This is a genomic window from Acinetobacter sp. YH12039 (assembly GCF_013420015.1).
GTDB classification, from domain to species: domain Bacteria; phylum Pseudomonadota; class Gammaproteobacteria; order Pseudomonadales; family Moraxellaceae; genus Acinetobacter; species Acinetobacter amyesii.
Window position 1 is genome coordinate 106,938 of the sequence record NZ_VOZA01000006.1, and the last position, 25,003, is coordinate 131,940.

The 25,003-nt window shown below is 37.9% G+C and carries 22 protein-coding genes and 1 pseudogene; 18 read left to right on the top strand and 5 right to left on the bottom strand.

Annotated elements, in window-relative coordinates:
* Positions 1-496: 496 nt before the first annotated feature.
* The 15 genes and pseudogenes from FTT98_RS04850 to FTT98_RS04920 form a co-directional block, all read left to right on the top strand.
* Positions 497-1,936 (top strand): annotated as a pseudogene (locus FTT98_RS04850) (site-specific DNA-methyltransferase); the annotation flags it as partial.
* Positions 1,933-4,734 carry a DEAD/DEAH box helicase gene (locus tag FTT98_RS04855; RefSeq protein WP_180177068.1) on the top strand — a complete coding sequence of 934 codons (2,802 nt, stop codon included), beginning with the start codon at positions 1,933-1,935 and terminating at the stop codon, positions 4,732-4,734. The pseudogene FTT98_RS04850 and the gene FTT98_RS04855, both read left to right, overlap by 4 nt.
* Before the next feature lie 85 nt (positions 4,735-4,819).
* Positions 4,820-5,893 carry a hypothetical protein gene (locus tag FTT98_RS04860; protein ID WP_180177069.1) on the top strand — a complete coding sequence of 358 codons (1,074 nt, stop codon included), beginning with the start codon at positions 4,820-4,822 and terminating at the stop codon, positions 5,891-5,893.
* 3 nt (positions 5,894-5,896) lie between these two features.
* Positions 5,897-6,367: a hypothetical protein gene (locus FTT98_RS04865; RefSeq protein WP_180177070.1), complete on the top strand. Its 471-nt coding sequence runs from the start codon at positions 5,897-5,899 to the stop codon at positions 6,365-6,367.
* A gap of 11 nt (positions 6,368-6,378) precedes the next feature.
* Positions 6,379-7,071, top strand: coding sequence for a hypothetical protein (locus tag FTT98_RS04870; RefSeq protein WP_180177071.1), 693 nt, complete (start codon positions 6,379-6,381; stop codon positions 7,069-7,071).
* Between the two features lie 53 nt (positions 7,072-7,124).
* On the top strand, positions 7,125-8,129 hold the full coding sequence (locus tag FTT98_RS04875) for a Fic family protein (RefSeq protein WP_180177072.1): 1,005 nt from the start codon (positions 7,125-7,127) through the stop codon (positions 8,127-8,129).
* Positions 8,130-8,316: 187 nt separating this feature from the next.
* Positions 8,317-9,078, top strand: coding sequence for a PP2C family serine/threonine-protein phosphatase (locus FTT98_RS04880; RefSeq protein WP_180177073.1), 762 nt, complete (start codon positions 8,317-8,319; stop codon positions 9,076-9,078).
* Positions 9,079-9,099: 21 nt separating this feature from the next.
* Entirely contained in the window at positions 9,100-9,312 is a 213-nt protein-coding gene (locus tag FTT98_RS04885; protein WP_001190268.1) for a DNA translocase FtsK, read from the top strand.
* Between the two features lie 43 nt (positions 9,313-9,355).
* Positions 9,356-10,789, top strand: a complete 1,434-nt coding sequence (locus tag FTT98_RS04890; RefSeq protein ID WP_180177074.1) for a DUF262 domain-containing protein — start codon at positions 9,356-9,358, stop codon at positions 10,787-10,789.
* Complete coding sequence (locus FTT98_RS04895) at positions 10,779-12,797, top strand: DUF262 domain-containing protein (RefSeq protein ID WP_180177075.1); 2,019 nt, start codon at positions 10,779-10,781, stop codon at positions 12,795-12,797. Before FTT98_RS04890 ends, FTT98_RS04895 begins: the two co-directional genes overlap by 11 nt.
* Positions 12,798-12,975: 178 nt before the next feature.
* Positions 12,976-14,565 (top strand): peptide chain release factor 3, encoded by a 1,590-nt coding sequence (locus FTT98_RS04900; protein WP_180041393.1) that lies wholly within the window; start codon positions 12,976-12,978, stop codon positions 14,563-14,565.
* Between the two features lie 106 nt (positions 14,566-14,671).
* The gene (locus FTT98_RS04905; protein WP_180177076.1) at positions 14,672-15,499 is read left to right on the top strand and encodes a hypothetical protein; all 828 of its coding nucleotides are present in this window, start codon (positions 14,672-14,674) and stop codon (positions 15,497-15,499) included.
* A 74-nt stretch (positions 15,500-15,573) separates the two neighbouring features.
* Positions 15,574-16,530: an RsiV family protein gene (locus FTT98_RS04910; protein ID WP_168378435.1), complete on the top strand. Its 957-nt coding sequence runs from the start codon at positions 15,574-15,576 to the stop codon at positions 16,528-16,530.
* 8 nt (positions 16,531-16,538) lie between these two features.
* Positions 16,539-17,360, top strand: a complete 822-nt coding sequence (locus FTT98_RS04915) for a TatD family hydrolase (protein WP_180177077.1) — start codon at positions 16,539-16,541, stop codon at positions 17,358-17,360.
* A gap of 152 nt (positions 17,361-17,512) precedes the next feature.
* Positions 17,513-18,319 (top strand): enoyl-ACP reductase, encoded by an 807-nt coding sequence (locus FTT98_RS04920; RefSeq protein WP_078189642.1) that lies wholly within the window; start codon positions 17,513-17,515, stop codon positions 18,317-18,319.
* 163 nt (positions 18,320-18,482) lie between these two features.
* Here FTT98_RS04920 and secB read toward each other — a convergent pair whose 3' ends face one another.
* The 4 genes from secB to rsgA all read right to left on the bottom strand — a co-directional run bounded on the left by secB (position 18,483) and on the right by rsgA (position 20,813).
* A complete protein-coding gene (gene secB / locus FTT98_RS04925) occupies positions 18,483-18,938 on the bottom strand; it encodes a protein-export chaperone SecB (protein ID WP_078189641.1) in 456 nt (151 codons plus the stop codon).
* A 40-nt stretch (positions 18,939-18,978) separates the two neighbouring features.
* The gene (gene grxC / locus FTT98_RS04930) at positions 18,979-19,233 is read right to left on the bottom strand and encodes a glutaredoxin 3 (RefSeq protein WP_078189640.1); all 255 of its coding nucleotides are present in this window, start codon (positions 19,231-19,233) and stop codon (positions 18,979-18,981) included.
* Between the two features lie 20 nt (positions 19,234-19,253).
* Complete coding sequence (locus FTT98_RS04935) at positions 19,254-19,661, bottom strand: rhodanese-like domain-containing protein (protein ID WP_078189639.1); 408 nt, start codon at positions 19,659-19,661, stop codon at positions 19,254-19,256.
* Between the two features lie 93 nt (positions 19,662-19,754).
* Positions 19,755-20,813 (bottom strand): ribosome small subunit-dependent GTPase A, encoded by a 1,059-nt coding sequence (gene rsgA / locus FTT98_RS04940; protein WP_180004539.1) that lies wholly within the window; start codon positions 20,811-20,813, stop codon positions 19,755-19,757.
* Positions 20,814-20,938: 125 nt separating this feature from the next.
* Here rsgA and orn point away from each other — a divergent pair, with 125 nt between their 5' ends.
* The gene (gene orn / locus FTT98_RS04945) at positions 20,939-21,496 is read left to right on the top strand and encodes an oligoribonuclease (protein WP_067763591.1); all 558 of its coding nucleotides are present in this window, start codon (positions 20,939-20,941) and stop codon (positions 21,494-21,496) included.
* Positions 21,497-21,552: 56 nt separating this feature from the next.
* Here orn and FTT98_RS04950 read toward each other — a convergent pair whose 3' ends face one another.
* Entirely contained in the window at positions 21,553-21,993 is a 441-nt protein-coding gene (locus FTT98_RS04950; RefSeq protein ID WP_180041397.1) for a GNAT family N-acetyltransferase, read from the bottom strand.
* 199 nt (positions 21,994-22,192) lie between these two features.
* Between FTT98_RS04950 and FTT98_RS04955 the strand changes: the two genes are divergently transcribed.
* Together FTT98_RS04955 and FTT98_RS04960 are read left to right on the top strand one after the other, a co-directional pair.
* Positions 22,193-22,963 carry a ThiF family adenylyltransferase gene (locus FTT98_RS04955; RefSeq protein WP_180041398.1) on the top strand — a complete coding sequence of 257 codons (771 nt, stop codon included), beginning with the start codon at positions 22,193-22,195 and terminating at the stop codon, positions 22,961-22,963.
* Between the two features lie 115 nt (positions 22,964-23,078).
* Positions 23,079-24,893: a tetratricopeptide repeat protein gene (locus tag FTT98_RS04960; protein ID WP_180041399.1), complete on the top strand. Its 1,815-nt coding sequence runs from the start codon at positions 23,079-23,081 to the stop codon at positions 24,891-24,893.
* Positions 24,894-25,003 lie beyond the last annotated feature (110 nt).

Below are 25,003 nucleotides of genomic sequence, written 5' to 3' on the forward strand. Positions count from 1 at the left end.
CTCTCAGCGGAACAGAGACCAAGATCAGACGATCCGGATTATTGGCATGTATGGACGGGTCAAGATCATGAAGGAAAGTCTGTTACTCGTGAAGTAGATTGGAAAGAGATAGCAGATGATTGGCAGCAGATTTAGATACTTGTTGTCCAAGTAAAATAAGAACAGGCATCCAACTTAAAATAAGAAAGCCTGTTCATTTAAATAAGAATACGCATAGTTGTATTCAGCGTATCCATACATTGAAGTGTTATAAATTTAAATTTTTGGCTAATTCTAAACTGCTCCAGTAAAACTTATCTTCAGTTGTTGGCCGCAGTTTTAGAATGCCATTGACTCAGTTGCTTAAAGTGTAAATTTATAGTGTTTTATTTAAAGTATTTGGATTAAAATTTACAAAACCTTAATGTATTGTAAATTTATATCATTTATTTTTTAAATTAAACAATTAGTTACGTGGAGTTTAATTGATTTCAAGTGTATATAACCATACAATACTGGTAGTGCATTTACTCATTATGAAGATGGTTTAGAGCATTCTATCTGGCTAGGCCTAATGCGGGATCGTTTAGAACTAATAAAAACGTTACTTGCGTCTGATGGAAGCTTATGGATAGCAATTGATGATAATGAAGTTCATTACTTAAAAGTAATGTGTGATGAAATATTTGGCAGAAATGCATTTATTTGTTCGATGGTTTGGGAAAATTTCTATGGTAGAAGTAATGCGGCTGCCGTTTCTCCAGCGCACAACTACATTTTAGTCTATTCCCCAATGGGACAAGATTGGAAAAAAGTACGAAATCTCTTACCACGTAATGAAGAAAGCCTGAGCAAATACAAAAACCCTGATAAAGATCCAAGAGGTCCATGGAGATCTGGCCCTATTTTTGCTAGCGGAGAAAGACACGAGGGATTGATGTATACAATTACTATCCCTTCTGGTCGTAAAGTTGCGCCACCCAAAGGTAGCCATTGGCGTATGACCGAAGAAAACTTTTGGCAAATGGTAAATGACGGTCGAATCTTATTTGGGGAAAATGGAGATAACAATCCTGCAGTAAAATTATTTCTTTCTGATGTCCAGACAGGGGTCGTCCCTAGAACTTGGTGGCCTCATGGAGATGTTGGACACTCTCAAGAAGCTAAAAGAGAAGTGCAGGCTCTATTTCCTGAAATAATTCCATTTGATACACCAAAACCTGAAAGACTTATAAAGCAAGTCCTTCAAATTGCAACAAATGAGGGAGACTTAGTTTTAGATTCTTTTGCTGGTTCGGGTACTACTGGCGCAGTTGCCCATAAAATGGGTCGTCGGTGGATCATGGTGGAGCTAGGTGAGCATTGTCATACCCACATTATCCCACGTCTGCAAAAAGTCATTGATGGCGAAGACAAAGGTGGTGTAACGGAGTCTACTGGTTGGCAAAGTGGTGGAGGTTTCCGTTATTACAAACTCGCTCCAAGCTTGATGAAAAAAGATCAATGGGATAATTGGGTCATCAATCCTGAATATAATCAGGAAATGCTAGTTGAAGCAATGTGTAAGCTAGAAGGTTACACCTATACGCCATCAGAAACTGAATACTGGAATCATGGTAAAGGCAGTGAAACTGATTTTATTTATGTCACGACACAGACATTGACAGATCAACAGTTACAAGCGATTTCTGAAGAAGTAGGTGAAGGACGTACTTTGCTGATTATTGCGAGTGCTTGGCGTTCTAAAAATATTGATCGTTTTATCAATCTAACGTTAAAGAAAATTCCAAACAGTATCATTAAAGCATGTGAGTGGGGGCACGATGATTACAGTTTGAATGTTCAAAATTTGCCAATGTCAGAACCAGATATTGAAGAAAAGCCAAAAGCAAAAAAAGTTAAAAATACGCAAGAACAAAGTCAGGTAACGGGTGACTTATTTGGGGATCAAACATGACAGCATCAATTCAACATTCACAGCGTAACCCTGTTGCCCAAGTTGTTAAAGACTTAAAAGCACGCTTGTCTTTGCGTGCGCCACAAGCTGAAAGCTTAGAAAAACTCGATTTAGCAATTCAAAATGCCAAAGAGTTATTAACGAAGCAGGGACGAGATACTGATGTTAATGCGCAAACATTGATAAAGTTACAAACAGTATTTCCAACATTAGCTGACTTTGACAGAGACTTTCCAAGTATTTGTTTTAGTTTGGCGACAGGTGTGGGTAAAACACGCCTGATGGGTGCTTTTATTGCTTATTTGCATTTGGCCTATGGTATCAATAACTTCTTTGTTTTAGCACCAAACTTAACGATTTATGAAAAGTTAATTACAGATTTTACCCCGAATACACCTAAGTATGTTTTTGCAAATTTAGCTCAGTTTAACTTCCAATCACCTATGATTATCACAGGTGATAACTACGATAGTCGCGATACTGCAACTGCAAGTTTATTAGGGCAAATACGTATTAATGTATTTAACATCTCAAAAATTAATAGCGAAGTTCGTGGCGGTAAAGAGCCCCGAATTAAGCGTATGCGTGAAGTATTAGGGGAAAGCTATTTTAATCATTTAGCTGGTTTAGATGACTTAGTACTTTTAATGGATGAGTCACATCGTTATCGTGCAAGTGCAGGGATTAAAGCGATTAATGAGCTTAATCCATTGATGGGCTTGGAAGTAACAGCTACCCCGTTTGTTGAAACCAATAGAGGTCCAGTTGCATTTAAAAATGTAGTGATGGATTATCCATTAGCGCGAGCAATGGAAGATGGCTTTGTGAAAGAACCTGCCGTAGTGACTCAGCGTAATTTTGATCCTAAAGGTTTAAGCACAGAACAGATAGAAGAGATCAAGCTTAAAGACGGTATTCGCTTACATGAAATGACTAAGGTGCATTTAATTAACTATGCGCAAAATACAGGTCAGTCAAAAGTTAAACCTTTTGTCCTCATTATTGCACGTGACACGACACATGCAGCTCAATTAAAAGAGCGTATTGAATCTGATGAATTTTTCAAAGGTCAATACAAAGATAAAGTAATTCAGGTTGATAGTAGTACAAAAGAGGAAGAGATCACACAACGGCTACTGTCAGTCGAAGATCCAAATGAACCAACAGAAATCGTCATTCATGTCAACATGCTAAAAGAGGGTTGGGACGTAACAAACCTTTATACGATCATCCCTTTACGTGCTGCAAATGCTCGTACTTTGGTGGAGCAGTCTATTGGGCGTGGTTTGCGTTTGCCTTATGGGAAACGTACAGGGGTAGAGGAAGTGGATCGCCTGAGTATTGTTGCTCATGATCGATTCCAAGATATTGTAGATGAGGCGAATCGAGAAGATTCTATTCTTAAATTAAAGACTTATATTCTTGAACCTGAAAATGAAGAGCAAGAAGTGATCAGTGTAACAAGTACATCTCGTTTAGATGTGCTGTTAGGTACGGGACATAGTCAGCTAACTGATACTCAAGAAACTGTTACTATCGAAGATCAGGTTGAGTCGAAAGATGAAAAGGCCAATGAGACAAAGCTACAAGTAGATTTGGATTTAACAAACTCAACAGTGATTCAGACAATTCAGCAAGTAAAGAAAGAGATTCAAGCACAGGCTAAAAATACTGAAACTGTAAAACATAGTGAAGATTTAACTCGTCATGAAGTTCAAGCACAAATGACAGCAAATGTACTGAAGACAATTCAGGAAAATGCCTCAAGTATGGTTCAAGAGTTAGATTTTGGCGATGAGCAAAGTAACAAAAAACTTCCATCCGAAGAAGAAGTGCTAAAAATTGTTCAGCAGGTTACAGAAGTACATATTCAAAATACGATTGATATTCCACGTATTTCAGTAACACCTTCTGATGATGTAACAACTGGATATCATTCATTTGATCTTGATGTTCAAGGATTGCATTTACAGCCACAAGAGCGCGAATTAATTGGTCAAAACTTAAGTAACAACCAAATTTTCAGTATTAAGGCGGATGAAGCCTTAAATGAAAAGAGTCCTCAAGACCGTATTGTTTATGCATTGATCGATTTTGATGATATTGATTATTTTACTCAGGCTGATTTGTTATATAACTTGTCGAATCAAATGGTAGATTATTTCAAAACCTACTTAACTGATGATGAGGTAATACAGGTTGTTGAACAAAATTATCAAACGATAGCCAATAATATTCATGGTCAAATGCAAGAGCATCATTGGGAAAATGCATCAAACTATAATGTTGTAATTAACCGCAGTTTTGTTGAGCTAAAACAGCCAAGTTTTACGGCAGTAAAGGAAATTCCACCTCAGTCTATTCGCGTGACACCTTCTAAAGGAATGTCGATTAAAAAACTACTTTTTACGGGTTTCTCAAAATGTCTTATGGTCTTTCAAAAATTTGATTCAGATACAGAAAGACGCTTTGCAATTATTTTAGAGCGAGATAGTAATAAATGGTTTAAGCCTGCGAAAGGCCAATTCCAAATTTATTATAATTTTCAAGGGGCACAGCCTGAATATATTCCAGACTTCGTAGTCGAGACGGAAAAGTATTATTTGCTTGCAGAAACAAAAGCAGAGAATGAAATGACTTCAGAAGAGGTGATTATAAAAGCTCAGGCTGGAAGTGAGTGGTGCAAAAACGCCTCAACAGTGTCGACTAAACCTTGGTATTATTTATTGATACCACATAACGAAGTAGTCGAAAGTAAAAGGTTAGATGATTATTTGCGATTTAAATTGAATGTATAAATTGAAATGCTTAAGAGTATTTAACTCTTAAGCAAATTTTTTTGTTTTTCAGATGAATTAGTAATTTTAGTAAGAGAAGGGATTCATGAGCCAAGATATTGAAAATATAAAGAATAATATCGTAAATAAATTAGAACAACTTAATAAGAGAAAATTTCCTGCAAATGTCATTGCAGATATATTTAGACCTTTTCAAATTACAGGTAGGGGGCGTACGGGGCTGATTAATGCTGTAAAAGGTTTAAATAAAGGGGATCTTGTAAAAGATTTAACGGAAATTAATGTAAACTTAACAAAGGTACTAGATAAACATGTCTCCTTTGCAAATAAAAAGATTTTTTTGTTTAAGTTGGATTTCACAAACATCGAAAATCTTGATGAACAGCTAAAACAGGAATCTATTAAACTGAAAGTATTTGAAAGACAGTTCGATCATACACAAGCTTTGGATTCTAAAGCTGTATTGGCGAAAGCTGAAGAGTTGGATAGTGGGTCAATCTATTACTTTAAAAGTGAACGTAATTATTATAAGACAGTTCCAGAGAATCTTCGTGAAGGCGATGATTTTTCTTTAGAATACCCCGATGCAGTTGTTGTTGGTATTTCAAAAAAGTTACGATTCGACTTGAATGCTTTTGATTTTATAAAGATTGATTATAAACATAATGTAGTTGTTTTAGGTATTGATTTAATTAATGTTTTTGATAGAGCATTATCTAATATAAAAATAGAGGAATATAAAACACTTATCAAGCGCTTTGCATTATTAGATCAATTAAATAGTTTAAATTTGAGAAAAATCATACCTAAGATGGAGGTTGAAAGTTCTGCGACAGGTCGTGTCGTTAATCATGATTTTTCTACAGGAAAAGGAGGGTATACTTATCTAGGTAGAAGTGGAAAAAAGTCAAATAACATGCGGGATGATAAATTCTTCCAAGAAGGAGCAAAAAATCAGGTTCTAGATTTTTTTGGAATAGATCGTGAGTATAATGTATCTGAAAATGAAAGTCCTATCATTAGTTTGGGACTAACTGAAGCTGAATTTAGAGACTCTACAAATAACCCTGTTCATTATGCAATTTTTGATTATTTAGAATCATATAACGGGCTTCAATATTGTGTTGATAAAATTATAATGCACTTACAAAGTGAATGAAAAATGATTACTAGTATACAAAGAGCAAATAAGGTTTTTGAATATTTTGAACCTTTAATTATAACGTTGGTTGAGGGTATGCCAAATCACCAACTATTATTTGCTTTTTGTAAAAACTTGATTGTAGAAATTGCAAGTAATGATGACTTAAACACTGAAACTGATATGCATTTCAGTTATTTATTTAATGCTTCAAAAGCTAAAGATTCGGAACATGCACAATTTATTGATGCTGTTTACTTATTAAGTAGTCAGGAAGTTAAAATATTAATCCAATACTTCCATTATAGAGATGAAGTAACAAATCATTGGGTTGAGTTACCTAGACGTGAAGTTTTTTTAGCAATGAAAGAAAATGAATTTTATCATCCACAAGAAGGGCGTCGACTAACTTCTGAACAATATTATCAAATAGTATTTCCTTATTTTGTACCAACCGATTGTTTTGTCAAAATTTGGGGGTCAATATTTTGAATTTCGCTTTAATGGCTAAAGCTTCTCAGCAAATGCAGAAAAGAATGTACCAGGATTTAGTTGCTACAGATGGTACATACGAAGATTTTGTTGAGCTCATATATAATGAAATTGATGAAATTACGAATGATATGCTTACAGCAGTTGAATATTATTGGGGAATGACCGAGGTTCAGATTTCCCATAATATTTGGCTAGGGTTAAAAAGAAATTGGCCAACAGCCCAAAAAGATAGTGATAATAATGGAAATGCCGATATATCAATTACGTTAGGTAGTTTTACATGGATTGCGGAAGCTAAAATTTGGGGTGGTCCTAATAAATATGGTAATACATATTTGTATGGGGGATATACTCAATTAACTGAACGATATAGTAAAGCTCAAATAGGGGCTACAGCTGGTGCAATGTTAATTTTTATTAAACCAAATAATAAAAACCATTCAGAGCTGAATGTTATGGAAAAATGGCAAAATTATTTGGTTGGTAAATTAGGTAATTTATTAGTTGAGCTTTCTCCATGTAATATGAAGTCAAGTTGTACCTATAGTGTTCAACCACATTCAAGTACAGGATACAATTATAGGGTTAGACACATCCCAATCACTTTTTTACATCTTCCTCGGGATGGAGATGCAGAAAAGTACAAACCATTAATTGAAAACTTTGATTCTAATTCAGATGGTTTTTACGATGATTTTTAGATAATGATTTTTTCTCAAAAAATTGTAAATATTTCTCTAGAGTAACACAATACATGAAGTATCAGCCACCTTATAGCATCACTTCAAAAATCATTCATTTGATTGCACAGATTAGTGAGAATATAGGGCGCTTGACTGTTTTAGAGGAAATCCAAGACAGTCTAAAACTCCGTAAAGCCAATCGTATCCGTACTATTCAAGGCTCACTTGCGATTGAAGGAAACACATTAAGTACTGAGCAAATCACGGCGATCCTTAATGGTAAGACCGTAATTGCACCTCCAAAAGAAGTTCAGGAAGTGCGTAATGCGATTAAAGCTTATGAAGCCTTTCAGCAGTGGCAACCAAGCCAAGAATCAGACTTATTACAAGCACATCAAATTTTAATGACAGGCTTGATTGATGAAGTCGGTCAATATCGTCATGGTGGTGTGGGCGTAATGTCAGGTGATCAAGTAGTGCATATGGCTCCTCCAGCTAATCAAGTACCACGCTTAATGATTGATTTGCTGGAGTGGTTGAATGATAGTGAAGAGCATCCATTGATCCAGAGTTCAGTATTCCACTATGAATTTGAGTTTATACATCCATTTGCTGATGGTAACGGTCGAATGGGTAGACTATGGCAAACATTGATTCTTAGCCGATGGAATCCAATCTTTGCCAATATTCCAGTTGAAAGCCTGATTTACCAAAACCAAAAAGCCTATTATGAGGCTTTGCAAGCAAGTACAGATCAAACAGATTCAGCTCCATTTATAGAATTTATCTTACAGATGATTTTAGATGCAATCCTTAGTTCAACTACTACCGCTCAAGATAGCGATCATGTTACCGCTCAAGTTAACGTACAAGTGAGCGACCAAGTTCAACGTTTACTTTCGGCAATGAAGCAAGAAGATTATACTTTAGCTGAATTGATGCAATTGGTTGGATTAACTCATCGAGCAACGTTCCAAAAGAATTACTTGAATCCTGCTATAGAAGCTGGCTTGATTGAGCGTACTATTCCAGATAAACCGAAAAGTCCGAAACAAAAGTATCGTCTTAAACCATGATTTAGCTTGAAAAATATTTTATTACATCTTTGCTTAAGTAGTTAGACATGAATGATAATCAAAAAGCGTAAAGTAAGTTTTTAAATGAATAATTTATTATTAATCAATAATTTATTTAATGTTTTCCTTGATTGTGCTATTGGGGTTTGGTAAAAATAAAATCATTACCAAGTGTGAGATCGGTGTGATGAGTACTTTTGAAATGCAAGGTCTGACATGGAAGGCAAGATCGAAGTATCAACAAGATGCCATATTGATTGAAAATAAGGTTATTCAACATGATGGGCTGATCAGTAAACTTTACATCCATTCTGAAACAGAATTATGGTGTGTTGCTGTGGCGGATGGGATTAGTAATAGTCCAGTAGCTGAGCAAGCATCCTATACGGTCTTAAAAGCTTTAATACAAAATAAAAAGATAGAACCTTGTCAAGCATTTACCATTCAGCAGTATCTTGTTGATCAATTAGCAAATAAAAAAAGTAGTTTTGGCGCCAGTTCAACACTCGCACTCATTCATCACGGTACAAGACAAGGTTTTGTAACCATTCAACATATTGGTGATAGCCGAGTTTATTTGTTTAGTCAGCATGATCAAAAGTGGCACTGCCTGACGAGAGATCATAATTATCTTGAACAGTTAAGAGAAAATGGCGAGATAAAAGAAGGGGAAAACTATGCCAGTATTTATGGTGCATTATTACAATACTTTTGTGCTGATCCTTTGCATGAAGTGATGGATTTTACAACAACAGAAGAATATTTGACTGAGAATGATGCCTTATTGGTTTGTACAGATGGTGTGCATGATGTGATGGAGTGTGGGGAATTGCTTCCTTTAAAAGCAGATATGGAGCTTCGAACATGGTTACTCAATATAAAAGCGTCATTAGATTCAAAACAGGCGTATGACAATGTCAGCATGGTCTTAGTACGAGCAAAAATTTAATTCATTGAGAATGGGGAAATTATGCAATCAGATGATATTTTTGAACGTGCCAAATTATTCACAGAGGAAGTGGGTGTCGTTTCTGTATCGAGTTTACAACACCATTTTTTAATTGGGTATTCTCAGGCTGAACAACTACTTAATCAGTTAATTGAAGCAAGTATTTGTGAATCTACAAAAACTTTTGTTCTAGATTATGGGTATGGCTATAAATTGCATCAAGGTATGAAATAACAACTTTAACAATTAAAAAATTTTATTTTTAGGATAATTTTTTATGGCTCAGCATCAAGTTGATCAATTTAAGACAGGGATTTGGACAGTAAAAAATTTGCTATTAAGTTTAGATCAACTGAGTATTCCTGATTATCAGCGTCCATACAAGTGGACTGAAAAAAATTTAAATGCTCTCGTCAATGATATACAAGAATATAAAGATAAATCTGCATATCGATTGGGTAGCATCGTATTACATCGTAACCCAGATAGTGATAGTGATGAAAATATAGATATTGTGGATGGACAGCAACGAACTTTAACTTTAATGCTGCTTGTTTGGGCGGTTATTCAGAAGCAAGAATTAGATTTAGAACGAGAGGATCTGAAAACAGCTTTGAATGAAATATCGAATCAAATTAATGTCTTTATGGATGGGCAAAAATTTAATAGTGATATTAGCCATTACAATATTTATCAGAACTTTAATGCCGCTAAACGGATCGTTTCAGTAAACTTTTCGGAACAAGATATTGATTTTTTACTCAATAATTGTCAGGTTGCGGTTTTTATTTTAGATGATATTTCAGAGGCATTTCAGTTTTTTGATTCACAAAATGCACGTGGCCGTGATTTAGAACCGCATGATCTTTTAAAAGCTTATCATCTACGAGAATTTTCTGCACAGGAGCAATATTTAAAAGCCCAAACTGTTGCTCATTGGGAAAGTTTAGACTCGGCTCATTTGGCAAAGTTATTTTCGAACTATCTATTCCGTATCCGTCTTTGGTCAAGAGGAAAGTCCGCAAGATTTTTTAATAAAGATCATGTGCATCTTTTTAAAGGTATTCATCTTGGGCAATCAGACCATCATCCATATTTAGAACCATTACGCATAGCGCATTATTTTATTGATGACTATAACGCACAGTATCAACGGCAAATAGATCGACAAGAAATGAGTTTTCCGTTTCAGCTTGATCAAATGATCATAAACGGTCGTCGATTTTTTGAAATGGTTGAGCACTATGAAAAACAGATCAGTAAAGTGGTGGATCATCAAGATCAGTCTGAGAAGATTTCTATATTTGGTGCGACACTACAGGATCGAGCGAATAGAATTATCAAAATATTGAATTCATATGATGCAAGAAATAGGGATGGGGATCGTTATGTACGAACCTTGTTTGATTCTGCATTGATTTTTTATATCGATAAATTTGCTACAGATCGGTTATCAGAAGCGATTGAAAAGATTTTTATTTGGGCATATCGCTGTCGTATTAGTCAATATTCGGTGCAATTGGCAACGATAGATAATTATGTCCTAGAAAAGAACATATTCAGTTTACTGAAATATGCTCAATCACCCAGTGAGTTAATGGGATGGTCGCTTCCGATAGTCGATAAACAAGAAGGCACTAAAGTTGAGCCTTTGATCACTTTATTTAAAGAACTAAATTATCTCAAACAGGAAGATCAGAATGACAAATGAGTCAATCCAAGCGCTTAAGGTTCAGGCCCTGTTCGAGAGTAAACAGACTTATATTATCCCGATGTATCAGCGTAATTATGCTTGGGGTGAGAAAGAAATTGATCAGTTAATTTTAGATATTCAAGATTATCAAAAGCAACCTGAACAGTTAAATCAAGGGCAGACTCAAGGAAGTAAAAAATATTATATTGGAACATTGGTTGTTTTTGAGCGTAGCGATGGCACTTATGAAATTATCGATGGTCAGCAACGATTTACTACTTTAACCTTGTTAGCGATTTGCCTGAAACGATTATCCAAAGAAGAAAAAATTGTTCTTGATATGTCTTGGTTTAATCAATTCAATCTTGATTTTGAAAGTCGTCCAAAGTCTTCTTTAACCTTTCAGGCTTTACTTAGAGGCGATCATCTACAACATTTAAAATCATCCGAATATAACGCCGATTTAGTTCAGGGGTTTGAGTTGCTACAACGAGCAATGGAAAAAATCATCAATCAAGGCGGTTTGAGTGTTTTTTGCAAATATTTATTTGAAAATGTAGTCATCACACAAGTTTTAGTTCCGAAAGATACTGATCTCAATCATTATTTTGAGGTTATGAATAACCGTGGTGAACAATTAGAAAAGCATGAAATTTTAAAAGCGAGATTGATGAGCGTATTGAATCAAATCAAAGATGAAGCAGATAAAACATCAAGCATGACACTATTTACGAGTATTTGGAACGCGACTGCCAATATGGAGCGTTACGTTCAATATGGTTTTTCTACAATATATCGTGATGTGATTTTTGGAAAGGATTGGGGTGATTTTGTTCCTGAAAATGCTTCTAGCTTGCTCGAAATTTTTAGCAGAAATGTAGAATCAAAAGAACAAACAAGTTCGAAAAGCAATTTTAAATCTATTTCTGAAATGTTAAAACGAGTGCCTGAGCGTATTAAAAATAAAGATATAAAAGAAGAAAAGCCTGAACGATTCAACAGTATTATCAATTTTCCGAATTTCTTGTTACAGGTTTTACAAATTTGGCTAAGTCAAACGAACCGTAATGAAAAAGTGGCATTGGATGATAAGCAACTGATTGATCAATTTGAAAAATATATTCTGTTAAAAGGACAGGGAAACCAAGAGCATGAAAGGGTTATTGAGAATGTAAAAGGTTTTATGTTTACCCTGCTGAAGTGCAAATTTATATTTGATCAATACATCGTTAAGCGGGATTATTCTACGGATCATGATGATTGGAGTATAAAGCGGCTTAAACGATATAAAGATAGTAGTTCGTATGTGAATACATTGGATGGAGATAGTTCTGAAATTACCCAAAAAATTCTATTATTGATGACAGCATTTCATGTTTCCACGCCTACCTTGTCTTATAAGTATTGGTTAAATGGTGTGCTGTATTGGCTTTATCAAAATACAGATAAATCTGAGTCTGACTATTTTAATGCATTACAACATTTAGCGAGAAAGTTTATTTTTCAGCGGTATCTAAATGAAAAACAGATTGATTATTTTGATTTGATTTATGGCAATCAGACAATTGATGATTTTAAAATTGATCAATCCAAACTAAGCTTTGGCAATATTGAAAATAATTTTGTCTTTAACTATTTGGATTTCTTGATTTATTGTGATGCAGAAAATAGCAATGATAAGGTAATCAAAAACTTTAAATTTACGCAACGGAGTTCGGTTGAGCATTTTTATGCACAACAGATAGAGGGAGAGCGTGATAAATTAGATCATGAAAATTTACATCGCTTTGGGAACTTGTGTCTCATTAGTTCAAGTAAAAATTCAAGCATAGGGAATCGCTTGCCAAGTGCTAAACGTGATTATTTTATGCCTGAGATAAGGAAGGGTAAAATTGATACCCTTAAATTGTATTTGATGATTCAAACGCTTGAAGAAGAAAAAGTTTGGAAAAAAGAACAAATCCTAGATCACGAGAAAAAGATGCTTGATTTGTTTGAGTTAGATTACCAAGACTTTGTGAAATGAGTGTTGGTGAACCTATTCAATAATTTGAATTGTGGATAAATCAAGACCTATCAACAATCATTAAAATCCTTTTCAAATCTGATATAATATTGGCAATTTAAGAATCCCTATTTTTTTTCAGCTTAGGTACATATTTATAAATGTGTACATAACTGTGTACATATTTTAGATTTCCCTTATGTTTAAAGATCAATTAGCTAGAGAAGTAAAGGCTCGTAGGACTTTTGCTATTATTTCCCACCCCGATGCCGGTAAAACCACAATGACAGAAAAACTGTTGTTATGGGGACAGGCGATTCAGGTTGCAGGTATGGTAAAAAGCCGTAAATCTGATCGTGCGGCAACGTCTGACTGGATGGAAATGGAAAAAGAACGTGGGATTTCGATCACCACCTCTGTTATGCAGTTCCCGTTTAAAGACAAGATGATTAACTTGCTCGACACCCCAGGGCATGAAGACTTTTCTGAAGATACTTACCGTACATTAACTGCTGTTGACTCTGCGCTTATGGTGATTGATGGTGCAAAAGGTGTCGAAGATCGTACGATCAAATTGATGGAAGTGTGTCGTATGCGCGACACGCCGATTATTTCATTCGTCAACAAAATGGACCGTGAAATTCGTGAGCCATTAGAACTGCTAGATGAAATCGAAAACGTTCTAAAAATTAAATGTGTTCCGATTACTTGGCCACTGGGCACAGGTCGTGACTTTGCGGGTGTATTTAACCTACTCGAAGAAAAATTCTACGTTTATAAGGCGGGTTTCGGTTCAACCATTACGGATATTGAAGTTCGTGATGGCTATGACTATGCAGATTTGCGTGAAAAAGTCGGCGATCTCGCTTGGGCCGCATTTGAAGAATCATTGGAGTTGGTTCAAATGGCCAATGAGCCTTTAGACCGTGATGAATTTTTGGCAGGTCGTCAAACGCCAGTCTTGTTTGGTACGGCACTCGGTAACTTTGGTGTAGACCATGTGTTGGATGCATTTAGTCAATATGCGCCTGAACCTAAAGCACATCCGACTCAGGACCGTAAAGTTGAAGCGACTGAAGAAGGCTTCACAGGTTTCGTCTTTAAAATTCAAGCCAATATGGATCCAAAACACCGTGACCGTATTGCATTCATGCGTATCTGTTCAGGTAAGTATGAAAAAGGCTTGAAAATGAAACATGTGCGTCTAGGTAAAGATGTACGTATTAGTGATGCTTTGACGTTCCTTGCCGGTGACCGTCAACATCTTGAAGAAGCATGGCCGGGTGACATTATCGGTTTGCATAACCATGGTACGATTCAGATCGGTGATACCTTTACTTCAGGTGAAGATTTACACTTTACCGGTATTCCTCACTTCGCACCTGAAATGTTCCGTCGCGTGCGTTTAAAAGATCCATTGAAGTCAAAACAGCTACAAAAAGGCTTAAAAGAACTGTCAGAAGAAGGTGCGACTCAGGTCTTTATGCCGCAAAACAGTAACGACTTAATCGTGGGTGCTGTGGGTGTGCTTCAGTTTGAAGTGGTGGCATATCGTCTGAAAGAAGAATACAAAGTTGATTGTATTTACGAGCCTGTAAGCATCAATACCGTACGTTGGGTATCGTGTGATGACGAGAAAAAATTCAACGAATTTAAGAAAAAAGCACATGACCAATTGTCTGTCGATGGCGGTGGTCATTTAACTTATCTTGCACCAAGTCGTGTGAATTTACAGTTAATGCAAGAACGTTATCCGGATATCGTGTTCCGTAATACACGTGAACACTAAGTTGTTCTTTTACAGAAATAAAACAGCTTCTTCGTGAAGCTGTTTTATTTTGTGGTAGAGTTTTTAAATCCATACATTACGCAATCATTTGGTCGTTTAGGACATCATGAAAAAATTCAAGGATGCTACAGTTTTTGCACTTTTGGGGAGTGTTTTGCTGCTCAGTGCATGTGATTCAGGAAAAGAAAACAAAGCGACAAAGCCGGCCGATGATGGCGCTTCTGAAGCGGTCGTGATCAATCCAGATGTTTTGCCCTATTTAAATATCCAAGAGCAAGCCGCAAAAATTGCCAAACCGTTTTGTGAAAATAAAAGTTGTATCGATTTAGAGATACAAACCATTCAGACCGTAGATACGTGGTTGAATGGTTGGATTGAAAAGAATCAGGCCAGCGTCGTACAAAATCAGATTGCATTAAAGCAAAATATGAATCTCCAACAAGCTGTCGATGCATATGTGAAAAAATCAGATGCTTGGCAGGCAGAGTTTAAAACCAATAAAGCCTATGAATTGGCCATGTACACACGAGTTCCATATCAACGGAATCAATATGTGTTGCTGCAAATCGGTGTCGATACCAAACAGGAAAATATCACGGTCAAAGAGCGTTATTATTTTTTTGTGGCAGACCGTCGTGCGAAAAAGAATCTTAAACCTTTAGATATTATTGATGCAAAGCAACAGCAAAATATGGATGCTATTGTGCAGCAAGCCTATAGCAAATGGTTAGATGAACAAGATGTGGATGTCAAAAAATCGGCACCGAAAAAGCTCTATTGGGGCCAAGCAGATTGGTTCTTTGATCAAGAAGGTGTCGGTTTGCATTACCGTACAGATGAAATTATCAAAGATAGTACACAACTGGATATTTATCTCAGCAAAGCGCAAACACAACAAGTCTTGAAAGCTGATGTGTATCAGCATATGTTCTAAACAACGAAAGTATTTAATTTGATGAGATATTTACTGAGATAAATATCAATTATTCGAAATGAAAGGTTGAAGCAATGGTGCAAAAAAATAAAATTTGGGCAAGCTCAATATTGGCAGTTTCTGTTGCATTCACGGCGTGTCAGCCACAACAAGCTGAACCTGAAAAAAAGCCGGATCAAGCCAAAACTGAACAGCCAGATTTGAGTGCAAAACTGATTGGTGATGCGGAAAAATTACAACTGAATTTACCTGAATGTGATGGCGGGGTCTGTCCTGAAATTTCAGTTGAACGCTTAAACAGTAATCAAGCCTTTATTGATGAATTTATTGATGCGGAAATTTTAAAACAGTTGGGAGAGATCCTGTCTGTTTCGCCTTTAGAAGATAAAACGCTGAGCAAAGACGCTCCCGCTGCAAGTGAAGTACCTGCAGCGTCTGAAGCAAAATCTGCTTTGGCAAAGGTTGAAACGCCCAAATTAAAATTGGAAAAAGCCACGCAGCCTTATATGCAAGCATTTTTAAATTTAGATAAAGAGTTGAAATCTTTAAGCGCCAATCAGCAAATCAGTTTGATGATTAAACCTAAAATATTGAATGCTGAAAAACCCTTGGCAACAGTGGTTTTAAATACCAGCTCATATTTAGGTGGGGCGCATGGTTCTTCTGCACAGCAATATTATAACTTCGATTTAAGCACTCAAAAATTGGTACAGCTCAATGACATATTGCTGCCCAATCAACGTACTAAACTTGAAAAGCTGGGCTATGAAGTCTTTAAAACTTGGGTGAAAGATGCCAAGTTGGCGGACAATGTTCAAGAATATGAACAGATTTGGAAATTTAAACTGTCTGATAACTTTTATCTAAGTCAGCAAGGTCTAATTTTGCAATATGCCGAATATGAAATTGGGCCATATGTGGCGGGTTTACCACGTTTGACCATTCCGTATGATCAATTGCAAAGTATCTTGAAAAAGCAATATCTACCAGTAGTTGAAGCTGCTGAAGCCTCAGCCGTAAAAGCAAATTAATTAGTTCAATGACTTACTCACTGTTTGATACGCATACGCATTTTGATGTTCCTGATTTTGACGTTGATCGGGAACAGTTGGCGCATGCTGCCAAACAGGTGGGTGTCGATGCTTTGGTATTGATTGGTTTTGTGCAGTCACGTTTTCACGATTTGCTGCAAACCCAAGAGTTTTTAGCTCGTTTATCCAATGCTCCCAAAAGCTATTTAGCCCCCGGCTTACATCCGTTTTATATTGAGCAACATCGTACAGAACATTTGTTCGATGTGGAACAGCTGCTAAAGCAGCATGATTGTGTCGCTATCGGTGAAATAGGTTTAGATACCTTTTTGAAACAGCATAAACAGCCCGAACTTTTTCAAAAGCAGCAGCAGTATTTTTCCGCACAACTTGAGTTAGCACAGCAGTTTGATAAACCGATATTGCTGCATATTCGCAAATCTCATGCGGAAGTGCTTTCGATGTTGAAAAAGCATCGATTTAAACTCGGTGGTATCGCACATGCATTTAGTGGTGGTGTTGAAGAAGCGAAGGCATTTACCAAACTAGGTTTTAAAATTGGTGTAACAGGGCAAATCACCAATCCCAATGCAAAAAAATTACATCAAGTGGTTCAAACTTTAGGGGCGGCACATTTGGTCTTAGAAACCGACTGCCCCGATATGACACCCTTATGTTGTCAGCATTCGACGGAAGGGCGTACTCGCAATACGCCGGTCAATTTGCCCTATGTCTTGCAGGGGTTAGCTCAGAGCTTAAACCGTACTGAATCTGAGATTGCAGATATATTATGGACTAATTCATTACAAGCATTGCATCTGGACGCTTAAGCGGCCAATAAATATTGACGCCGCTTGATTGAATCTAGTTTCATTCGCATCGTGCATGCAATGATGGTTTTCTAAAAAAAGGCGCATTATGCAATTTCTAAAATGCTTTAGACTTGGCATTATGCTGTTAAATTATTTTGAGTGAGTTTCACATGGCACAAGGACTATTGGCTGGCAAACGCTTTTTAATCGCGGGTATTGCAAGTAAGTTATCAATCGCATTTGGTATTGCGCAAGCTTTACATCGCGAAGGTGCAGAACTGGCTTTTACTTATCCAAACGAAAAATTAAAAAAACGTGTAGATGATTTTGCTGAACAATTTGGTTCAACTTTAGTTTTCCCATGTGATGTAGCAGTGGACGCTGAAATTGATACCGCTTTTGCTGAACTTGCTAAACATTGGGATGGTCTAGATGGTGTTGTGCATTCAATTGGTTTTGCACCGGCACATACTTTAGATGGCGATTTCACTGATATTACCGACCGTGAAGGTTTTAAAATTGCTCACGACATCAGCGCATATAGCTTTATTGCGATGGCTCGTGCGGCAAAACCTTTATTGGCTGCACGTCAAGGTTGCTTATTGACGCTGACTTACCAAGGTTCTGAACGCGTAATGCCAAACTATAACGTTATGGGTATGGCAAAAGCGTCACTAGAAGCAGGCGTACGTTATTTGGCAACAAGTCTTGGTGCTGAAGGTATTCGTGTAAATGCGATTTCAGCAGGTCCGATTCGTACCTTAGCGGCTTCAGGGATTAAATCTTTCCGTAAAATGTTAGACCTAAATGAAAAAGTCGCACCACTTAAACGCAATGTCACCATTGAAGATGTCGGTAATGCAGCATTGTTCCTTTGCTCGCCTTGGGCAAATGGTATTACAGGTGAAATTCTGTATGTTGATGCTGGCTTTAATACTGTAGGTATGAGCGCTGATCTGATGGCAGATGCTGAGTAATTCTCTTTAAGTTCCCTCTCCCTTTGGGAGAGGGCTAGGGTGAGGGAATAAAATCCTCTACCCTTGCGAAACAGTATTTCTCATCTCCTAGAAGAAGAGGGAATAAATAAAGCAATAAAAAAGACCGCTAAAAGCGGTCTTTTTTAGATTTGAAGATAAGCGATTAAGCTTGGCCTTCAGCAGCAGTTTGCGCACGTTGCAAATTCGCTTCGAATTCAGCATCGAAGTTAATTGGTGTAAGCAATAATTGTGGGAAGCTGCCTTTAGTAACCATATCGTTCACAGCTTCACGTAGGAATGGGAACAAGATATTTGGGCAGTAAGCACCAAGAATGTAAGGAAGACGTTCTTCTTCAACGCTATCGATCAGGAAGATACCTGCTTGAGTAACGTCAACGATAAATGCAGTGTCACCCGCATTGTTCGCTTGAACGACAACTTTCAGTGAAACTTCGAAGTGTGTTGGATCAACTTTTTCTGCAGAAGAAGAAAGGTTGATATTTAGTTCAGGCTGCCATTCTTTAGTAAATACTTGAGCCCCAGGTACTTCGAAAGAAATATCTTTAGTATAAATACGCTCTAATGCCAATTGTGGTTGAGCTTGTTGTTCTTCACTCATTGTTTATTCCTTAATATGAGGTGACGATTTATGTTTAAAATTAAGATAGCATGCCGTCGAGTTTGCCTTCACGCTCTAAAGCATAAAGTTGGTCAAAACCGCCAATAAACTGATCATTAATAAAAATTTGAGGAACGGTACGGTGGTTGGTGCGTTGCATCAATTCAACACGTACTTCAGGCGCTTCATTTGATAAATTAATTTCTTTATAAGCCACGCCTTTACGCTCTAGGAGCTGTTTTGCACGAATGCAGTAAGGACATACAGTTGTTGAATAAATCGTAACTTCAGCCATGTTAATCTCCTAAGAAGCGCTTATTTGCTTTTAACTAGAGGTAAGCCTTGAGCTTTCCAGTTGCTAATGCCGCCGTCTAAACGGTATGCATCTGCATGACCGACTTGTTGCAATGCAGAACCTGCCACTTGACCAAGGTTACATACAAAAACCAACGGGCGATCAGAAGTTTTTAACTCTTCAATGTGTTTTGTAATTTGGCTATATGGAATATTACGGCTACCGCTAATATGACCTTCGCGGAAGTCTTTCGCATCACGTAAGTCAATCAATTGAGCATTTTTAGCTTTAACTAAAATCCCTAAAGATTGAGGTGAAATTTTGCGACCATTACGCTGGCCTTCAAGAATAAAGAACAGCACGACCAATACAGCCAGCGTTCCAAATAAGAAGGGGTGATTCCCCATAAATTCGAACCAACGTTCCACAATTCACCTAACTACAATTTTAAATTGCTAAGAGTATAGCCCATAAATATGGTGATCAAAATCACCCCTTCAAGGGCATGAACAGAATAAAAATTAATTTTTTTGCTGCGCTTCCGTGATTTCGTCGATCAGACGTAAATAACTGTCTAATCGGCGCGGCAAAATTTCGCCATTTTGAGCCGCCATTCTAAGCGCACATTGCTTTTCATGTTTATGCGTACAGTTACGGAACTGACAATAACCCAAATGTGATTCGATCTCAGGGAAACCTTGCTGAACTTTTTCCAATTCTAGGTGCCATAAACCAAATTCTCGAATTCCCGGGGAATCAATCAATGCAGAACCTTCACCAAACGCAATTAAACGCGTAGACGTGGTGGTGTGCTGACCGAGCGCGGAGTTTTCCGAAATAATATTGGTTTTTTGCGCAGCATCCGGAACAATGGCATTAATTAAAGTGCTCTTACCAACCCCAGACTGACCTACAAATGCGACAGTTTCACCTGAAAGGCGAGCAGAAAGTGCGCTTAAGTCACCATCAGATTGAGTTTGCATGACCTCATAGCCCAAGTCACGATATTCTTGTAATAGCGTTAAAATCGGGTCATTGTCTTTAAGCAAGTCGGATTTATTTAAGACCAATAATGCTGGAATATCGGCATCTGCACAGGCCACCAAATAGCGATCAATCAGGCCTGGTGCTGGCTCAGGAAGCGGTGCAAATACAATCACAATCAAGCTGACATTGGCTGCGACAGGTTTCACTTTGTGATAACGGTCAGGGCGTGTCAGTAAAGATTGGCGTGGATGAATCGCGGTAATAATCCCTAAACCTGTAATCGGGTCAGCTTGCCATTTGACACGGTCACCCGTCACCAATAATTCGAGATTGGTACGGGTATGGCAGCGCCAAACACTGCCTAATTCGATGGGTTTCCAATGGGGTTCAGGTTCACCTGCTTGCACAATGGGTTTTTCAGGATGTTGGTCGGGTGTAGACAGCGCTTGAACTTCAAGTTGACGACCATAATGTTGGACGACCAAGCCTTCCAAATCTGCAGAAGTATCGATTTCTTCCTGACGAGATTTATGTTGCTTCTGAATGCGACGTTGCTGCTGTTCAGTCAGTCGGCGCTTACGAATTAAAGCCATTCATATCCTAAAAAACCATGAAAACTAGATGGCAAAAATAGCATGAAAGCAGGGGCTATTTACAGCGCAAGCCCAATAAATTTGCTACTATGTTCATTTTTACAGCCTAATAAGATTGCACATTTATGAGCAGCACACCTGATACACGCCTGATTTGGATTGACCTTGAAATGACAGGTCTAGATACAGATAACGACCAGATTATTGAAGTTGCAACAATTGTGACGGATGATAATTTAAATATTCTGGCGGAAGGGCCTGTGCTTGCGGTACATCAGTCTGACCGTGTGCTCAATGCAATGGATGAATGGAATACTCGCCAACATGGTCAATCAGGCCTAATCGAACGTGTACGTCGTAGTAAATTGACAGCACAAGATGCTGAACAGCAAACTTTAGAATTTTTGAAAAAATGGGTGAATCCAAAATCATCACCGATGTGTGGTAACTCAATTTGCCAAGATCGTCGTTTCTTGCATCGTTTAATGCCTGAAATGGAACAATACTTCCACTACCGTAATCTCGATGTATCATCAGTGAAAGAATTGGCGAAACGCTGGCGCCCAGAGATCATGGGGGGCTTGAAGAAAAATGCCTCGCATTTAGCAATGGATGATATCCGTGACTCGATTGCAGAGCTCAAATACTACCGTGAATATTTCTTTATTATGAATAAAGACTAAGGTTGTAAGATCGAAAAAGAGGCGAAAGCCTCTTTTTTTTATCCGAGATATTTTCTCTATCTTTGATAGATGTTGGCTTGATGAATCTCGAGAAAATTTGCAGGTTGAGCCAAATCGGTAAAGCCAAATTGACGATATAAACCATGTGCATCCGCCGTCGCAAGCAACATGCGTCTTAGATCTGCGGAGCCACATTTTTCAAATAAAGTACTCACAATTAATTTTGAATAGCCTTTGCCTCTATGCTCATCGGCGACATAAATATCGGCTAAATAAGCAAAAGTTGCATAATCCGTAATGGCACGACCAAAACCGATGAGTTCTTCATCGAGAAGTAAGGCCACGGCCAAAGAGTTTTCAATCGCTTTTTTCACCACATGTTTTGGAATATCTTTTGACCAATAGGTATGGCTTAAAAAGCGATGCACTGTGTCTAAATCCATTTTATTTTTGTCATCTGTAATTTTTAAATTATTTGGCAGAGGATGGATCTCCATGGCAATACACACTTGATTTTTTGATCTATGGTTATACTTTTTAAAGCAGACCTCCGTTCGCTGTAAATGTTTATTTTGATGGATTTAGACCTGATGCGAATGCCGCTCTATTGCGATGTATGCTGAATTGCGTTTTATCAAAGAAAAAAAGCAGTGAATTTGCTAAAATGGCGGCTCATTTAACACTGCCTCCAGACCTATGACTGAACTGCTCCAAGATGATGAATATGACCGCCGTTTTGCTGGCGTAGCCAAAATATATAGTGATGAAAGTTTTCATCATTATGAAAAAAGTCATGTCATGGTGATTGGGATTGGTGGTGTAGGCTCATGGGCGGTCGAAGCTTTAGCGCGTACAGGTATTGGTGAGCTAACCTTGGTCGATATGGATGTAGTTGCTGCATCGAATATTAATCGACAATTGCCTGCCATGAGCACGACACTGGGACATGAAAAAATTGAAGTGATGGCAGAGCGCTGCCGTGCGATTAATCCCCGAATCAAAATAAATTTAATTGATGATTACTTAACACCTGAAAATGTCAAAGAAATTTTGGCAGGTGATCCTGACTTGATTTTAGATTGCATAGATGATGTGAAGGCCAAATTTGCCTTAATGCTACATTGCCGTTTTAATAAAATTCCGTTGATCGTTTCCGGTGGAGCAGGGGGTAAACTTGATCCGCTGAAAATCCGAGTCGCAGATTTATCAAGAACAGAGCAAGACCCGATGTTAGCTAAATTGCGCACACAATTACGCTGCAAAGGCATTTGTAAAAAGCCGAAAGAAAAGTTTGGGATTACCTGTGTTTATTCGATTGATAATCCATTTTCCAGTGCTGATGTTTGTCCAAGTGCGGGCTTACGTTGTGGTGGATATGGTTCAGCAGTAGTGGTGACGTCCAGCTTTGCGATGGTGGCTGTGTCAGAGGTGCTCAAAAAACTTGATGCAAAACGAGCAAAAGCATGACAGTTATCTCATTTTGAAAAAAATAAAGCACCGAATTCGGTGCTTTTTTTGTATATAGAATTAAAATCAGACACAATGTTGGAATAATTAAAATATTGATTTTTTTGGGGCGAGTATGTGGTTTTTACTGATACTAATTTTGGGGATGGGAGTACTTGCGTTTTGGATGTGGAAAAGACCCGATCCAGTGAAACGCGATCAGGCTAAAGCGGTTGGACATGACTTGTGGATAGACCAATTAGATGCGCAGCTGAAATTCGCAGAACGTTTAATGCTTGATGCACCAACCGACTATGCGCGTGCCTATGAATTGTATCAAAATTTGGCCAAACAGCATGAAATTCCGCAGGCCTATGTCGCTATGGGGCAGATGCATTTACAAGGCTTAGGCCGAGAAGTCAGTGTGGAAAATGCGCTGGCTTTATTGGAAAAAGCCAATAGTTTAGGCAGTGATGATGCTGCATATGTGTTGGGGCAAGTTGAAGAAGGTATCTATGGCGGAGTGCCCAATATTGAGAAAGCACAATATTGGTATCGACATGCGATTTCACGCGGTCATTTGGATGCACAATATCGACTCGCCGAATTAAACCCAGAAGATCAAACACATGCCGAGCGGCAACATTTAGATTTGTTGCAAAAAAATGCGGACAATGGACATGCCAATTCACAGTATCAATTGGCACAGTTCTATTTAAAACAAGCCACGCCAAATATTGCTCTGGGATTGGAATATTTACTGAAAGCTGCCCAACAAGACCATATGGCGGCTATTCAGCAATTGCAGCAGTTCTATGCTCAAGGAAAGTATCTTGCGCAAAATGATGAAAAGTCATTGCAATATTTAAAGCGAGGATTGCTACTCGGGCACCAGCAGCAGTTGTATGAATATTATCAAGCGGTGTTGATGGGTAAGATCGATGTCGATCAGCGTCAGCGGGTTTATCATGATCTTTTGCAGCAGGCCAAAGAGCACAAAGTTGCTGCAGCCAGCCGATTATTAGGTATTGCACATTTTCATGGTTGGTACTTGGAGAAGCAGGAAACTTTAGGTTTTCGCTTTCTGACCGAAGCTGCTCAACTTAAAGATGCTGATGCAATTAGTCTTATTGCAGCGCTGTATTTTGAAAAGTATTTGGTTAGTGATGATCCGCAAAAAGCATTTGAGTTATATCAAACAGCGTATCAATTCAAACCCTTATTCATTAACCAAGTCGGTTTAGCACTATGCTACCTACATGGGGTCGGTGTTGAGCGAAATATCAAGCAAGCACAGCAACTTTTAATTGAAGCTGCTAGGCATTTAAATGATATGTCCATTACTTGTGTCGCGGATCAAAATTATCTGATTGGACGTTTTTATGCATTGCCTGAGTATCCATTAGCACATCGTGATCAGTGTCTGAGTTATCTGGAAAAAGCCGCAGAACAAGGTTCGCAGGATGCTGCTTGGTATCTCTACCGTTTAGCCGTGGACAATATCTTGCCTGATCTACAGTTTGATGAAGCTCAAACCCAGCAGGCATTGTTGAAAGCGGCAAAATTAGGTCATCCTGATGCACTTACGCAACTGGGTGTGGTTAATTTAAAAGGACAATGGGGAACACAAGACTTCCAACAAGCATTGCAATATTTCTCGCAAGCGGCAGCATTGGGAAATGCGACTGCCTTGTACCAGCTCGGTGAAATGTCAGAACATGGTTTGGGTGTACAGCAAGATTTATCCCAAGCGCATAGCTATTATGTACAAGCGGCTCAAGGGATGAATGCTGCGGCATTAACGCGATTGGGTTATTTCTATATTCATGGCATGGGCGTAGAGCGTGATCTTAAAATTGCACAGCAATATTTGGAAAAAGCGGCTTTGCAAGGCTATGTTGAAGCACAAGAACAATTGGAGAATATTCACGCATTTTTAAATGCCAATTAATCGTGATGCAAAGCAGTAAGGTGGTATGAAGAGACCTGAAGTTTAGTTTGATGGTCTCTACATTTATTTTAATACAGAAATAAATAGAGTAAAAATAACATAAAGAATTG